Source organism: Anatilimnocola aquadivae, assembly GCF_049819085.1.
GTDB lineage: Bacteria > Planctomycetota > Planctomycetia > Pirellulales > Pirellulaceae > Anatilimnocola.
The window spans coordinates 563,683-578,567 of record NZ_CP187419.1 but is presented as its reverse complement, the minus strand read 5'-3'; the positions used below and the strand labels follow the sequence as shown (position 1 = coordinate 578,567).

At 56.1% G+C, this 14,885-nt stretch carries 6 protein-coding genes and 1 tRNA gene; 4 read left to right on the top strand and 3 right to left on the bottom strand.

Annotated elements, in window-relative coordinates; translation table 11 throughout:
* Positions 1-28: 28 nt before the first annotated feature.
* The 4 genes from NA78x_RS02315 to NA78x_RS02300 all read left to right on the top strand — a co-directional run bounded on the left by NA78x_RS02315 (position 29) and on the right by NA78x_RS02300 (position 11,955).
* On the top strand, positions 29-9,022 hold the full coding sequence (locus tag NA78x_RS02315; protein WP_425616806.1) for a hypothetical protein: 8,994 nt from the start codon (positions 29-31) through the stop codon (positions 9,020-9,022).
* A 1-nt stretch (position 9,023) separates the two neighbouring features.
* A complete protein-coding gene (locus NA78x_RS02310; RefSeq protein ID WP_425616805.1) occupies positions 9,024-9,767 on the top strand; it encodes a hypothetical protein in 744 nt (247 codons plus the stop codon).
* Between the two features lie 395 nt (positions 9,768-10,162).
* A complete protein-coding gene (locus NA78x_RS02305; RefSeq protein ID WP_425616804.1) occupies positions 10,163-10,606 on the top strand; it encodes a hypothetical protein in 444 nt (147 codons plus the stop codon).
* 104 nt (positions 10,607-10,710) lie between these two features.
* Positions 10,711-11,955: an IS256 family transposase gene (locus NA78x_RS02300; protein WP_425613880.1), complete on the top strand. Its 1,245-nt coding sequence runs from the start codon at positions 10,711-10,713 to the stop codon at positions 11,953-11,955.
* A gap of 239 nt (positions 11,956-12,194) precedes the next feature.
* On the opposite strand, the gene NA78x_RS02295 is transcribed toward NA78x_RS02300, so the two are convergent.
* The 3 genes from NA78x_RS02295 to NA78x_RS02285 all read right to left on the bottom strand — a co-directional run bounded on the left by NA78x_RS02295 (position 12,195) and on the right by NA78x_RS02285 (position 14,869).
* Positions 12,195-13,391, bottom strand: coding sequence for a tyrosine-type recombinase/integrase (locus NA78x_RS02295; protein ID WP_425616803.1), 1,197 nt, complete (start codon positions 13,389-13,391; stop codon positions 12,195-12,197).
* A gap of 115 nt (positions 13,392-13,506) precedes the next feature.
* Positions 13,507-13,579 (bottom strand) — tRNA-Phe (locus NA78x_RS02290).
* A 474-nt stretch (positions 13,580-14,053) separates the two neighbouring features.
* Positions 14,054-14,869 (bottom strand): fumarylacetoacetate hydrolase family protein, encoded by an 816-nt coding sequence (locus tag NA78x_RS02285; RefSeq protein ID WP_425616802.1) that lies wholly within the window; start codon positions 14,867-14,869, stop codon positions 14,054-14,056.
* Positions 14,870-14,885: the final 16 nt, after the last annotated feature.

Here is a 14,885-nt window from a genome sequence, read left to right as displayed (position 1 = left end):
CGGGACCTGGAAGACGCTCGAATTTAACTTGAGCGATGTCGATCAGCCGCTACGAGTCGCAAACGTTAGCCTGCTGGACGATACCGGCACCTCCAGCAGTGACAATAGCACTGCCCAAGGTGCATTGAGCGGGCAAATTGCCGGGCTGGCACAGCATGAGTATGTCACGATTGAATTTGATCGTGACGGCGATGGTGATGTCGATGGCACGGCGTATTCGGGCAGCGAAGGAACTTTCTCGATCGATCACTTCACGCTATTTTCAGGCGAGACGGATCCTCACGGCCTTCGCACGGTCTCAGTCCGAGCAGTTGACACTGGGGATACGCCGCGCACCAGTCCCTGGACGACGTTTAGCTTCGTCTATGCCGAAGATCCGGACAGCGCTGCTGCGCAAGATCTGGTCGCCGTTGTTGCAGCGCTGAATGCCAGTTCATTGGCGTCGGAAGCAGCTTACGAGAGTGCCGTGGGAAGTGCCCAAGTCACTCATGATCAGGCAAACGAGGCAGCTAACCAAAACTACGATGTTGCCGTTGGCGACGCCTTGTATGACCGGAACGAAGCGGTCGAAGAAGCTCGTTCTGATTACCAACTTGCAGTCAACGCAGCCAATGCTGCCTATCTCACTGCACTTCAATCCGCCGCAACGGCCTTCAGCATTGATCTGGGAACCTTTGGCGGAGACTCGACGAGTTTCGATTTTGAGGCATTCACATGGCCGACCTCGCCGAAGTCCAACCGCTTGCAACTACCAGCGGATAGCTCGCAGCCTGTTCCACCCCAGGCAGGCCCCGTTTATACGGGACCAACTTTCAACTATGCCGCCACAAACTCCTATCAAACAGCAAAGACGCAGTTTGAATTTGAGTATGCCGAAGCCAAGTCTCAGGCCCAAACAACGCTCGATAATGCTATTCGGACGGCGGTCGAAACCTTCAATAGCGACAAAACCGAGGCGACTAAAACGTATGACCGAACAGTGGCGGACGCAACGAAGAAATATCAAGCACAGCTTGACGACGACACTGATAAGCCTGCCGATATTGACGAAGCTAATCGCGACCATCGCGATCGTATTCAGACAGCCTGGGATACTTATCGGGATGCGGCCCGCCAACTAGCTGTTACTTTTAACGGGATTGCTGCCGAAGCAAGGGCGACTCTCGATAGCAAAATTGAGGCGGCCAATCAATCGGATACTGAATCACGGCAATCCGCTTATGCAGAGTGGCGAGCAGTGATTGATCAGGAAGACGTGCCGCACGAGACCTCTCGAGCGGCGACCATCACGTACAATCGCAAAATGTTTGAGACTGGCCAAACTCATTCGCTGGCAGTCGCGGATGCAAAGGAGCTTTACGACTCCACCATCCATGATGCACTGATGAGTTTTCGGACGGAGCGCGTGCCAGAATGGGAGACATATCAGAAGGAGGTAAACGATTCGTCAAAAGAGTTGGCCGACGATATCGCAGAGTTCAACTTGTGGAAGGCAAGCCGCTCCATCTTGGCCAAACGCGAATTCGAGCAGGCTCGGATCGATGCAGAGAAGGTTCGCGCGAAGTCCATCGCTGATGCCGCCTGGACTCAGGACAAGTCATTCGCCGCCGCACGCAAAGGCAACACAAACTCGCTCGCTCAAGCCGACGTTGACAAATGGCAAGCAGAGGTTGCGGCTCGTCAAATAGCATTTGCTAACTACGCCAGCAGCAGCAGCTCACCGTGGGCTGCTTACCAATTGGCATTAGTCAACATTGAAGCCACTTACCTCGGCAATCACGGTGCCGCGTATCTAATACATACGAGCGCTGTGGCGCAAGCGACATTTGTTGAAGGAGAGTCCACTGCCGATGCCGCGAAGGTGCGTTCGCATTCAGCGGCCAACTCGGCTTGGCAAAGAGACAACGACCGGCTAGAGGCGCGCGCCGAGTACTGGGAAGCGCCTGCCACGGAGCGCCATTCTCGGGCGCTGGATGAAGCGGACGCCCTGCAGGGTTATCGCAACACCATCACGACTGCTACCGCAGAATACAACCTTTCGACTACCAACATCAACGGTGCTCGCGAGGGAACTCTAATGGCTGTGGAACATGCTGACGATGTGAACAACATCAACAGTCGCCAGTTTAAGGTGGACGACGAGCATTACTACTACGGTGGCACGTGGTATAGCGGCATATCTCCCGCCGTTTCTGCTCAACGAGTAAAAGACCGAACGCAACTCGAATACGATACTCAGTCCGCTCTACGAGAAGCTTCTGCGACTTTTACCGACAAGCAGGCCACTGCTTCTCATTCGCTACGGGAAACGCTCCGCAATCTACGCGTCGATGAACTGAACGATATTGCCGAGGCCCAAGAAGCTTATCAACATGCTGTAGCCACGGCCGAGAAAGACTTTGCTTTTGAATACGTGGTTGCCCAGGGTGTGGAGCGAAACGCACTGGCGCAAGCGTCTGTAGTGTTTGTTGGCTCACAATCCGGCGCTACGACAGTATTTGAGAAGAAAGAAGCGCTCCTCGTTAAGGTTCAAGCGGTTGACGAAGCCGATGCCCAGAGAGACTTTGAAGTCGAGGCGGCACTGGAGCACTTGAATGCAATGGATGCCTGGAACACCGACAACTCGCCTTGGGCCCAGTTGCAGGAATCACTCGCTGCAGCGGAATTGGTTCGCGCCATTAATGCTGGGGAAGCTAACGTTGTGTACACCAGCACCCTCGGCAATGCAGCACAGAAGCGTCGCGAAGACGTTGCTGATCAGGATGAATCCCTCGCCAACTTCGTTGTTCTTGCATCTCAGATTCGAACTGGCTCGCTCGTCTTCGCCGAGTTCATTTTCGCACTCAACCTTGGGCGGGGCAAAGAACTGTATGCTCAAGCCTTGGCCTCGATCGCCGCCGACGAGGCAATCGCTGACCGCGATGAAGCGTCCGCCCGCGAAGCCGCTGAAGACGACTTCGAGTTTTCGCAAAGCCAGACGAGCCGAGCCGCCCGGAAAGTCTATGAAGAAGGCGTGCAAGCGGCAGCACTTGCCAAGTACATGGCCGATACGGATGCGCAAACCATCTACACCATGTCGGACCGTGGTGAAGAGGCGCAGCGAGTCTTGCATGAGGCACGCGAGCAGAATGATGAAACCTACAAAGAATCGCACGGCGAAGTCTGGGAGGTGCTCCGTCTGCAGCAGGCCAGCGAAATCGCGGCCCGCATCATGTTCTATGCCGATCGTGAACAAGCTACGACCCTCCATGCCGCCGATGAAGATCAGTGGTGGGATGGCGCTCGCGGTAGTGCTGAAAAGGACTACGCCGAGGTCATTCGCGAAACCGCGATTACGCTCGCAACTGACGTGGCCAATGCAGACAATGTCTATGCCAGCCTCACGGTGAGCGCGAACAACTCGTACGACAATACGCTCGTCACGCTCAACAGCGTCTACGATGCGGCCGCGAAATCCGCCGATCAAACTCGTACGAGGGCGCTCGATGGTATCAATTCCGCTCAGCGAGAAGGCGAGGTCGCCGCGCGCGGAGACTATAACACATCCCTCTACGTGCAACATGCGGCCGATTTGCTAGTCGAGTGGACCACCAGCGCAACTCCCCTCGCTGCATTCCAGTACGCAGTAGCTCAACTCGACGCCAACCTCTCCGGCACCTTGGCGGGCATTCGTAATGATTACCAGGAATCACTATCCGTTGTCTCAGCTGACTATACGGAAGACATCATCACGGCCGAGTTCGACCTGACGAATGCCACGCGCAGCGCGAATGTCGGATTGGAAATCGCTGTCAACAATGCACAGGCCACACTTTCACTAGCAACTTCGACCGCTGATTCGACGCTGTATGTTTCCAGCATCACGGCCGAAGCACTGCATGCCGAGCAACAGGTCATCGTGCGCGTCGATTACGACGATCTGAAGCGCGAGGCGCTCAACGAACTCAACGAGGGTATCGCTACCTCGTCGAGCGGTTATGCCGCGGAAGCCGCCGCCGCCCAAAAGAAGTACTACCTAAAGGTGACCGAGAATGTCGAATTCGGCGGCCCCGGCTATGGCTGGGGCTGGGGCGGATATTACGGCTACGGTTATGGTGGGTATGGCTACGGCTACTATGGCAACTGGTGGTGGGGGAACGGCGGCTACCACTACGGCCGTTGGGAAATGGATCCCGAGAACGCCACCAGCAACAACTATGGCTGGGGTTGGGGCGGCTGGGGCTATGGTGGTTACGGTTGGGGATGGGGTGGGTACTATACCAACTGGTCGTACGATGCCGCGGCCTTCGAAGAACTGCAAGACGATCTGGAGGACGCCTCGGCCAACCGTTACGAGACGGTGAATGGCCCCTTAACCGACTATGTCACCAAAATTGGCGATGCCCAGATTCAGCGCGCCACCGATTTGGGGAAAGCCAATATCGATCTGGCGACGGCTCGGGGCGAAGCTGCGGTCATCTACCGCAATGCAATTCAAGCCGCCGAACTAACAGCCGCCAATTCCCAACGCAACGCCAGCAACACCGCACGCTCAACGATCAATGCGGCACAGCAGGCTTACAGCAACGCGATTGCAGTCGCGCGCATCGATCAGGTCACCGACGAAGAGACCTTGAACATCGCGCTCAAGTTGGCGGAAGGGGGCGAGGCGATCATCTTTGCACAAGGACTTGCCGCCAACGAAGCTGCTTTTCATCGTGCCGCTGCCCAGCAGGAAGCAGGCCGTTTCGCTGCGGCCGCCCTGTCGGACAATACGCCCGAAGCCAGTTTCAAAGCACTCGAAGCCAGCGTCAAGGCCGATTGGATCGACAATCTGTCCACGGCTTATGTCACTCGTGAAACAGCGAAGGTCGCCGCCGATGCTACTCAGGCGCACAGTCTGGCCATTGGCTGGGGAGAGCGCAACCTGGCCCGCGCCACGGCCTTGGCCAATCAGTCGAAGCTGGTCACCGGTATCGAAATTACCCGCAGTAATTCGGTCGCTACTCGCTCCAACACCTATGCGTCAACGACTCTCACGGCGGAGCACAGCCGCAATAGCCAAAACCTGACGCATCGCAATAAGCTCGAAGTCGACATCGCCACCGCCCAACAAGAGAAGGCAGTTGACTATGCCGAGGCTGAACAGAAATACCAACTAGCGCGGCTCGAGCAGGTACAGGAAAACATCGGCGACAATCACTATTGGTATGGAAGCTCGTGGTACGGCGGGTACTGGGGTGGCGGACTGTTTAACTACAACTACGCAGGCTACGGTTACGACGAAGAGGCCGCCGACGATCGCCTTCTGGACCTGGCAGAAGCCGACCTGACTTACATCACCACCGTGGAAGATTCGAAGCTCAAGTTCCAGAAGGACGAAGCTGAGTCCCGCAAGTACTACTCAGACGCCGTTGCCGTCGCCGAAAGTGTACGCGCTCTGGGCGCCTCCCTTGCGACCCACACCGCCGCTCTCGACATCGCCGACAAGCAAGCTGCCGTCGAGGCCGCGTTTGCCTCGTCCGAAGAATCGTACTGGACGGCCGAAACCAACGCCGCCAATACCGAGCGGGCTTCTAACGCACTCGCCGATGTTGGCTTCTGGACCGCTCAAGAGACTGCTCACGTCACCGCCGCCGACGCCATCGACAAAGGGGTGGATAATCCCTGGTCAGCGTTCCTGGAAGCAAAAGCAAACGGACACGCCACCTGGTGGTCGAGCGTGACCGACGACTATTTGGCAATGATTGCCGACCGCAACGAGGTCGAGTCCGATTGGCAGGCGGCGACCAACCTTTCTCACGCGTTGCAAGAACAGACCATTCGCAATGCGAAGCAGGAGGGAGCCGTGGCCGAGGCGAACTCGGCCAAAACTCGCGACGACGCACTCGCCAATGTGCGGGTCGGGCAAATCTTGTTGTTACTGGCTCCGGCGGAAAAGTACCTGGAGACGGTGGCGACGGCGCAGCACGATCGGGCAATCGAAGTTTCCCTAGCGCACCGCGACTATGCCGAGAATGAAGATACCGCAGCGCGCGACGAAGCCCTCAACGACGCGTATGCCAAGGAGCAGAACAAGAGCCAGCAGGCGCGGCGGACGTATCAAGCGGTCGAAGCCAGCACGATGGCCTCGCGGCTGGTAACAGAATCAGGAGCCACTTCGTCTCACACTTCTCGCGTGGCCTACATCTCCAGCGAACTGCGAAAGAGCGACGCAGAAGCCGTTCACGATCATCAGCAGAACGATAGTGAACTCTACGTCGCCGTCGAAACGGCCCTTGCAGGCATCGACAAAGCTTACTGGGCGTTCGAAGCCGATTCTCTCGCTGCCATGGCCAGCGACCTGGCCAGCACTCTTCCTTCTCCCTGGTCCGCCCAATATGCGGCAGCCCAGGCCAGTTACCAAACCTGGGTAGACAACGCCTCCGCGGCGCAAGAAACCAAGCGAGTGAACCAGGCCACAGAGCAAGCGCAAGCCGAGAGCAGGGTCTATAGCGAAGAGCGCGACCTGCAAGTGACTGCGGCGACGGCCGACTACGAGCGTGCTCGCACGAATGCCAACAATCTGCATGGAGTCGTGATCGCCCAGGCCGAAGCGCTATTGGCACAAGGAAGCTCCGGTCAATACAGCGGCACGCTGCCGGTGCTGGTCAATCTGAGTGATCTCCCCACCTACGCCGTCGCCACCGAAGGCCCCGCTTCGTACTACGTGGGCAGCCCCGGCCACTGGGGTTGGGGCTTTCCCTACAGCAGCTACGGCTACTTCGGCTATGGCAGCATCGGCTACTGGCCCGGGGCGTACAACGTCTTCGGCTCCTACGGCGGCTTCGGCTACGGCAGCTACAACTACTACGGCTACAGCTACTTCGGCGACTACGACTACAACTATTACGGCTACTCCTCCTACGGCTGGTCCTTCTGGGGCTGGAACTGGTCCATCTCCTCCGAACCAGCAGAACAATATTTATCGTATGAGTTCTGGGATTTGGAAACACTAATTGCAGAGAACGACTTCTTTAGTCGCCCGGCAGAACTTGCTACCGACCAGAAGCTGCTAGTTCTGCCATCCGCTAAGATCGCCCAGTCCACTCCGCAAATCGGCGCTACCAACTCCAGCGAAGAGGTTTTGAAAGTAACCTCGACAAGTATTGGGCGCGCGCTCGACGCACTGGGATCTGATTTGGCCCCCTACTGGACATCGCACGTTGCAGTCACTAGGTCAGCGCTGCCCGTGCGAATGCCCGCTGAGGAGATTGTGTCTGCTTCAAGCCTATCAACCGCTAGTATGACGACCAATACCGACTTCACATCACACGCGGCTGATAAGCATTGGATTCAGCTTGTCGCAGACGCATCCTCGATGGATGTGGCTGCGCAAATACATCTGATTGCACATGGCGAGACTGTGGACGCAACATCATCGATTCTGCCGCCCCAATTGCGTTTCAAGGCATCCGAATTCCTATCCAAGAAAGATATCCTGCAGGATCTAAGTCAACCAAAATCAAAGAATGAGAAATCCAAGAATAATCCCTCTGCCCGCGACGTTGACTTGGCGAAACTAGGGGCCCAACTAGAAGGAATAATGCGACAAGGCGGAGGCACAAGGCAAAGTGGACCATCCTTTGCCATCCCTTATCATCGACACGATGGCACGATTATTAACGGGTTAGATCCGTGGACTGAGTATGAGCGGCCGGATGATGAGGGTGCCAGAATCGATGCAAAGCTCACCCTGGATGAGTTCGCCAAACGCACAATGAAGGGGCGATTGGAGCGAGAACTAGCCAATCTGAAGGGAACCGGTGGATCCTCGCAAAGAATCGCGGAAATAGTCGATGAATTGCACAAGGTATACCGAAATGCAAAAGCCATACATCCAACCGGAATTGGCATCATTAAGCATGCTGGCGGCACTATCCGGATTAATCGCAATACTCCGGAATATAAGGTGATCGGGCTTGTTGGCGCAAACTACTACCCGGGCACCAGGTTCTATCGGGAGGTGTTCACTCCTGATCTCTCCGATCCAGGCCTGGGCGGTGCGGGAGGGCAATTCAAAGAAATTCCGATCTCGCGCCGCGAATTTTATGAAATGAGCGAGTATGAACTAATGTCAGAGTATCTGGAGATTCTCGCCAATAACAAGTTCGAGCGTAATGCAGAAGAATATGTGCTCGACTACATGCAGACGGGAGTGGACGTTTTAGGCCTGATCCCGGTAATTGGAGATACTCTTGATGCGATCAATGGAGCCGTTTATCTTTTGCGTGGAAAGCCCCTCGACGCGGCACTGTCGGCCGTGGCAGTCATTCCCATCGCCGGCAGCGGGGCGACGCTAGGAAAGGCTGCTCGTCAATACGCCAAATATGCGGACGAGATCGCCGGACAAATTCGTGTGCTGAAGGAGATGAGTGAGCAAGCTGGAAAATCAGGCAAGGTGGTGACCCGTTCTGGTGAACTAGCGACACAACTTGGGAAACTGGAAAAAGCGGTTGAAGAGTTGAAGGATGCCGCCAAGCAATATGACGCCGGGCCGGCGAAACTTCTTGCGGCCCAGCCTGACCTTCCAGTCACGGAGTTCTATAATGCAGGCAGCAAATGGGTGCTCGACGTAAAGAACTTGCCTCCTGGCAAGCTCGATGAAATCACGACATTGGTACGAGAGCTAATGGCCGACTTCAAAGCGAAGAATTATGACTTCAAGAAGCGCAATCTGCTTTTCGATGAAAGCGGAAACAAGGTCAATGGGAAGTTCAATTATAAAGTCGAAAAGTTAAGTGACGGGACGGTAGTTTCAAAGGTATGGATCGACTTGCAGGCACCCACCGGGAAAATACCAGGGGCTAGTTATGGAACGGTTCTGGAAGAGCTGATCCATTATCGCCAGATGACGGAGGAGATCAGTAAATGGACTCAGAAGTTTAATAGACCGCCAACACCCCAAGAGCTAAGTCAGATACTTGAGGTTAGGAAGTCAACGAATGTGTTCGAGGACGATGTTCAGATTATCATGAACTATCTTGGCTTTACGAGAGCGTGACATGCCACCAGAAGATCGCAATGAGCAGGCGACGTATTTTTGCACCTCCGCTATGCCCCTGGAATCAGGTGAACTCCTTGTGCTGCATCCAGTTTGCGGAGACTTCGAACTTGTGGAGGAACAGCAGAGGTCGTTTTATGTATGTTCATCAAGAGGAGGGAATGCACAGCTTGTTTCGCAAGTTACGTCAAGACGACGAGGACAGTTTCCACTACGGGAATTTCTTGTTGATCTCGCCACCGATGCCAAGCAAATGATTATTCCGAGTTCGAGTGTATATGTGGCGTCGGACTTTCCTTTGATTATTAGCACGCAAGAGATTAATTATTACGTCGAGTCCATTCACGTTACAGCGCAGTTAAACTATGTATGCTTAAGTTGTGATCCTGGCTATTTGTCAGCTTATCAAACTGCGCTGGCAGTCAACAACGTTCTCGGGCCTCCCAAGTCTGGGAAGATGCTGCCACCCGATGCCATGAATGTTAGCTTCCAGCCTGGCGATAGTTTTGTGATAAACCTGAAGGCTGAAGCTGGGCAGTCGAGAGCGGTTGTACGCATTGATTCGATCGCCGCAAGTGGCATTGCTTTCCTTACTATTACAATATGGAGCAAGGACAAATCGAAGTTGATCCCCGGAACAATCATACATCGATCGAAGCGATGGAATAATATCAGTGAGCTCGATGGACGGCTTCGTCCGCGTGAGTTTATTAATGTGTTTGCAGAGATTTTATCTGTAACATAGCGGTAGGTTGCGCTGAATAGAAACGAATTCGTAAGTTGAGTGCCACCAACCCAGGCAGTGCTGAACTGTGTACAGTTACGTCGCTGGAAAATCTGCAATTGAAAAAAGGGGGGGGTGATAAACCCTGGTGGTTTATCAACGGTGGTATGTGTATTTCCCGATAGTTATGCAGGATTGGTGTTGATAAACTCGGCGGTTTATCAACGAAGAGGATCTTTTCCACAGGCGGATGGGCCGCAGGCGCGGTTGCGCGGGCAAAGTACTGACGTCGCGGGGAAGTGTGCCATCCGCAAAGAGGGGGGGTAACAATAACGGGTATTGTTGGACGTCCCCTCCAGCCGCACGCACTTGACGGACGTCGGCTGCTTGCTCCGGCGGAAAAGTACCTGGAGACGGTGGCGACGGCCCAGCACGATCGGGCAATCGAAGTTTCCCAAGCGCACCGTGACTATGCCGAGAATGAAGATACCGCGGCGCGCGACGAGGCCCTCAACGACGCATATGCCAAGGAGCAGAACAAGAGCCAGCAGGCACGGCGAACGTATCAAGCGGTCGAAGCCAGCACGATGGCCTCGCGGCTGGTAACAGAGTCAGGAGCCACTTCGTCTCACACTATCCGCGTGGCCTACATCTCCAGCGAACTACGAAAGAGCGAAGCAGAAGCCGTTCGCGATCATCAGCAGAACGATAGTGAACTCTACGTCGCCGTCGAAACGGCCCTTGCGGGCATCGACAAAGCTTACTGGGCGTTCGAAGCCGATTCTCTCTCCGCCATGGCCAGCACTCTTCGTTCGCCCAATATGTGGCGGCCCAAACTGGCAGTTTCGCGAGCACGGTAAGAGATATAACCGAAAGTCGTGGACGTTGAGTGATTGAAAGAGGCGGTGTGCTTGGCGAGAAAGTGTTTTGCAAAAGAACCTTTTTCACCAAGGAGCACACCACCATGCAGGAAGTTAACGGATCGACGATTGCGTTGCCAGGGTCTCGGGAATCGCTGCACGAGATTCTTCGGCAAGGAGCACAGCAGATGCTCGCGCAGGCCATTGAAGCCGAGGTTGCGGAATGGATCGACCAGCACGCACACGTGACTGATGAGCGGGGCCGTCGTCAGGTCGTTCGGAATGGGCACTTGCCGGAGCGGAAGATCGTCACGGGGGTGGGCGAAGTGGCCATCGAGCAGCCACGCGTGCATGATCGGCGCGAGGCTGGCGACGGCGAACGATTTCACTCGAAGCTGCTGCCGCCGTATCTGCGGAAGACCAAGAGCATTGAGGAGTTGATTCCGTATCTGTACCTCAAGGGGATCAGCACGGGCGACTTCCACGACGCGCTCGCGGCGATCGTCGGGCCGGAGTGTCCGGGGCTCTCGGCAACGACCGTCACGCGGCTGAAGAGCGTTTGGGAACAGGAGTATCGCGAGTGGTCCGCGCGTTCCCTCACGGGGAAGGAATACGTCTACGTCTGGGCCGATGGCATTCACACGAACATTCGTCTGGAAGAGGATCGGCAGTGCATTCTGGTGCTGATGGGAGCCACCAAAGACGGCAAAAAAGAGCTGATCGCCATGACGGACGGCCATCGCGAGAGCGCTCAATCGTGGCGAGAACTGCTGCTCGATGTGCAGCGCCGCGGCCTGGCCGTGGCGCCCAAGTTAGCGATTGGCGATGGTGCCCTCGGCTTCTGGAAAGCGCTCGCCGAGATCTTTCCCGCCACGAAAGTGCAACGCTGCTGGGTACACAAGACTGCCAATGTTCTCGATAAGCTACCGAAGAACAAGCAACCGAAAGCGAAAGACATGCTGCATCAAATCTGGATGGCCGACACGCGCGAAGCGGCCGGCAAAGCGTTCGACGCCTTCGTGGCCGACTATCAAGCCAAATATCCACAGGCCACGGAATGCCTGGCCAAGGACCGCGACGTGCTGCTCACGTTCTACGACTTTCCTGCGGAGCATTGGCGGCACCTGCGAACTACGAACCCAATCGAGTCGACGTTCGCCACCATTCGCCTGCGGCATCGTCGCACCAAAGGCAACGGCAGTCGCATCGCCTCGCTGACCATGATGTTCAAGCTCGCTGAAAGCGCCGCGCGCGGCTGGCGACTACTCAACGGCGCTCAACTCCTCCCCGATGTCATCCGCGGAGTCGTCTTCCAAGACGGCCTACCCCTCGACCAAGCCGCCGCCTAATTCAATTCCACCATCCACAACTATTGACAATATCTCCGGGGTTAACCCCGACACTGTAAGAGGGTGGATTATCAACGGCGACTTGCGAGCAACGAACATTGCCAAGGCAGGGTCAACACGACCGCAGTACAGAATTGCGCCTGAGGCGTTGGCAGAGTTTGACCGTAAGAGAATCGCCAACGTGATTCCGCCGACGCCCATAGCCAGGCGTCGGCCCAAGAAATCCGGTCTGTCGTTCACTATGTTTTCTTAGTGAACCACGCCCGCACAAAGTCCGTTACCTTCTGCAATGCTTCATCGGAAATCCGCTGGCGATAGACCGCAGCCATATCGTCATTGGCTGGGCAGTGGCCCATGATGAAATCAACCGCGACTTGATGCCCGGCATCGGTGGCGACGGTTTCAAAAGTTCGACGCAACGAGTAGAAGCCATTCACGCGCGGACGGTAGATTCCATTGTCCTTCATCAGCTTGCGAAACTCAGTGCTGACAGCGTTCCAGCCATCCTCTCGCGACCACGCCCGCCCCTCCCGAGTCAGGAATACAAGGTTCGCGAATTCTTCCGAACGTGGTTCGGGACGGCTGGCGAACGACTCTCGGATTGCTCGCACGGTTTCAGGCCAGAGCGGACAGCGTCGGGGGTTTTGCGTCTTGGGTCGCCAATAGTTATGCCACCCGCCGGGCAAGTCGAGGTTTTGCATCGACAGCGTGGCACAGTCCGAATTGCCGAACCCGCAGTTGATGCCGAGATAGATCATCGCCGTGAGTTGCGGCGAAGCATCGGCCAACAATGTCTTGATTTCCTCTCGCGAGAAACTGCGGTCGCCCCGCTCGTTGGCGACTTGTCGCATCGAACGGCGACTTGGCGAGCGGAGAGCCTTGCGGTAAACGATTGGCTTCTCTGCCAAGTTCTCGTTGATATGCAGCAACACCATGCGAGCGCGGGTCAACTCACCCTTAACCGTGGTCGGACTCAGTACGGTTTTCAGCTTCTTGCGTTTCTTCGCCTTGTCCCTGCCACGCTTCACGCTGCTGCGGAACCCCTTGCCGAGTTCTAGGCGTAGCTTCTCAAGGTCGGACGGGTCAAGTTCACCGAGCAGCGTGTTGTTCCCCAGCGTCAAGCTAATCCGCTCGCACGTTCGGACGTGTTCACGGAACGAGCGTTCCGAGAGTTCGCCCGTGGCGTGGGCATTCTTCTTGGACGATAGGAAGTGGTCGAGGGCATAGCCCAACGTCACCCCGCCCTTAATCCGTTTGGGGTTCCTGCCAGCGTGCAAGTCGTCACGCTGTTCGCAGTACAAGTCGAGGGCAGCTTGCCAATCAGCCCACGGGCCGAAGTAGCGCAGGCGTCCACGAATCTTCTTGCACCATTGGCCGCAAGGATGGGCGGTAAGAGGGAATTCCGGGTAAGGCTTGTCCGGTCGAACTTTCGACATTTCCATAACTCCGAATGACAGTCCAAAGATAGGTCACTGTCGCTGCGGTTGTGTTATCGGTTGTACAAGCCTTTTTGAGCGATTTCGGAATCGTCGTAAGTTGTTACTGTGTAAGTGGTCAGGGCCGGAGTTGAACCGGCGACACATGGATTTTCAGTCCATTGCTCTACCAACTGAGCTACCTGACCAGGTGTGGTTTTACCTTGTTTTGCGTGGCTTTCGGGCTCGGGTTGAGGCAGGTGATCAACTCCCGGCCTCCCCGACTCCCGCACTGCAACGGCCAGTGGGCGAAGAAGATCAGGGGCAAGCTGCATTACTTCGGCCCGTGGGCCGACCCAGCAGCTGCCGTTGCTCGGCTTCAAGGTTCGACCTCAGCAAAAATAGCATCTCCTGGCGCATCGGCCAAGCCCTCAAAGGATTTTCCGCTTTTTCTCCTTTTCGTGGGTGCATAAGGTCATTTGCAGATCGTCTTGGGAGTGGGCGGACCGTCAATCGGAGAATGAAAGAGGATTTTGCAGGCTGTGGCCGGAGTTGGGCGAGACGGGCAGCCCAGTGAAGCGACTTCGCGTTCAGGGAGGAACGACGATGGCACGCAAGCAGGTGAGCGAAGCGGAGTGGCAAGCGTTTTTGAACTTCCGCACCACCTCTTTAAACACCGCGAGCTAAATCGCCTCGTCGATCACCGGATTCGTCAGCTGGCCGATCTTTTCGATCTCGACGGTGATGCTATCGCCGTGCTTGAGGAAGACCTTGGGATCGCGGGCCATGCCAACGCCGTGGGGCGTGCCGGTGAGAATGACGGTGCCGGGAAGAAGCGTGGTGCTGCCGCTGAGGAACTCGATCAGCGTGGGAACATCGAAAATCATGTCGTTTGTATTCCAATCCTGCATCGTCTCGCCGTTGAGAATGGTCTTGATGGTGAGCGCGTTCGGGTTCGGAATCTCGTCTTTCAGCACGAGGACCGGTCCGAGCGGGGCGAAGGTATCGAAAGTCTTGCCGCGGCACCACTGCGAGCCGCCGAAGTCTTTCTGCCAATCGCGGGCACTCACGTCGTTGCCGCAGGTATAACCCAGGACGTAGTCGAGCGCGTTCGCCTTGCTGACGTTTTTGCACGTTTTGCCAATCACCACGGCCAGTTCGCATTCGTAGTCGACCTGCGTGCTCAGCAGTTTTTTTGGCAGCACGATGGGGTCGCCTGGGTTCTGTACCGCGCCGGGCGACTTCATGAAGAGGACCGGGAATTTCGGGATCGGCGCTTTGCCTTCTTCGGCGTGCTTGCGGTAGTTGAGGCCGATGCACAGGATCGCGCGCGGATCGACCGGCGCGAGAAGCTTCGCAATCTGAGCGGGCTTGTCGGTGACCTGATACTCGCCGTAAATGTCCCCTTCAATTTGCAAGTCCTGCGTGCCGCTGCCGGCGGTCTGACGAGCGGCGAAATGAATGGCACCTTGCGAATCGGCGTAGCGGATGATTTTCATGGCGAGGTGATCTTGC

Excerpts from the sequence above, each read along its gene's own strand:
- NA78x_RS02310 (WP_425616805.1), top strand. The coding sequence starts at position 9,024 with ATGCCACCAGAAGATCGCAATGAGCAGGCGACGTATTTTTGCACCTCC.
- NA78x_RS02300 (WP_425613880.1), top strand. The coding sequence starts at position 10,711 with ATGCAGGAAGTTAACGGATCGACGATTGCGTTGCCAGGGTCTCGGGAA.
- NA78x_RS02295 (WP_425616803.1), bottom strand. The coding sequence starts at position 13,391 with ATGTCGAAAGTTCGACCGGACAAGCCTTACCCGGAATTCCCTCTTACC.
- NA78x_RS02285 (WP_425616802.1), bottom strand. The coding sequence starts at position 14,869 with ATGAAAATCATCCGCTACGCCGATTCGCAAGGTGCCATTCATTTCGCC.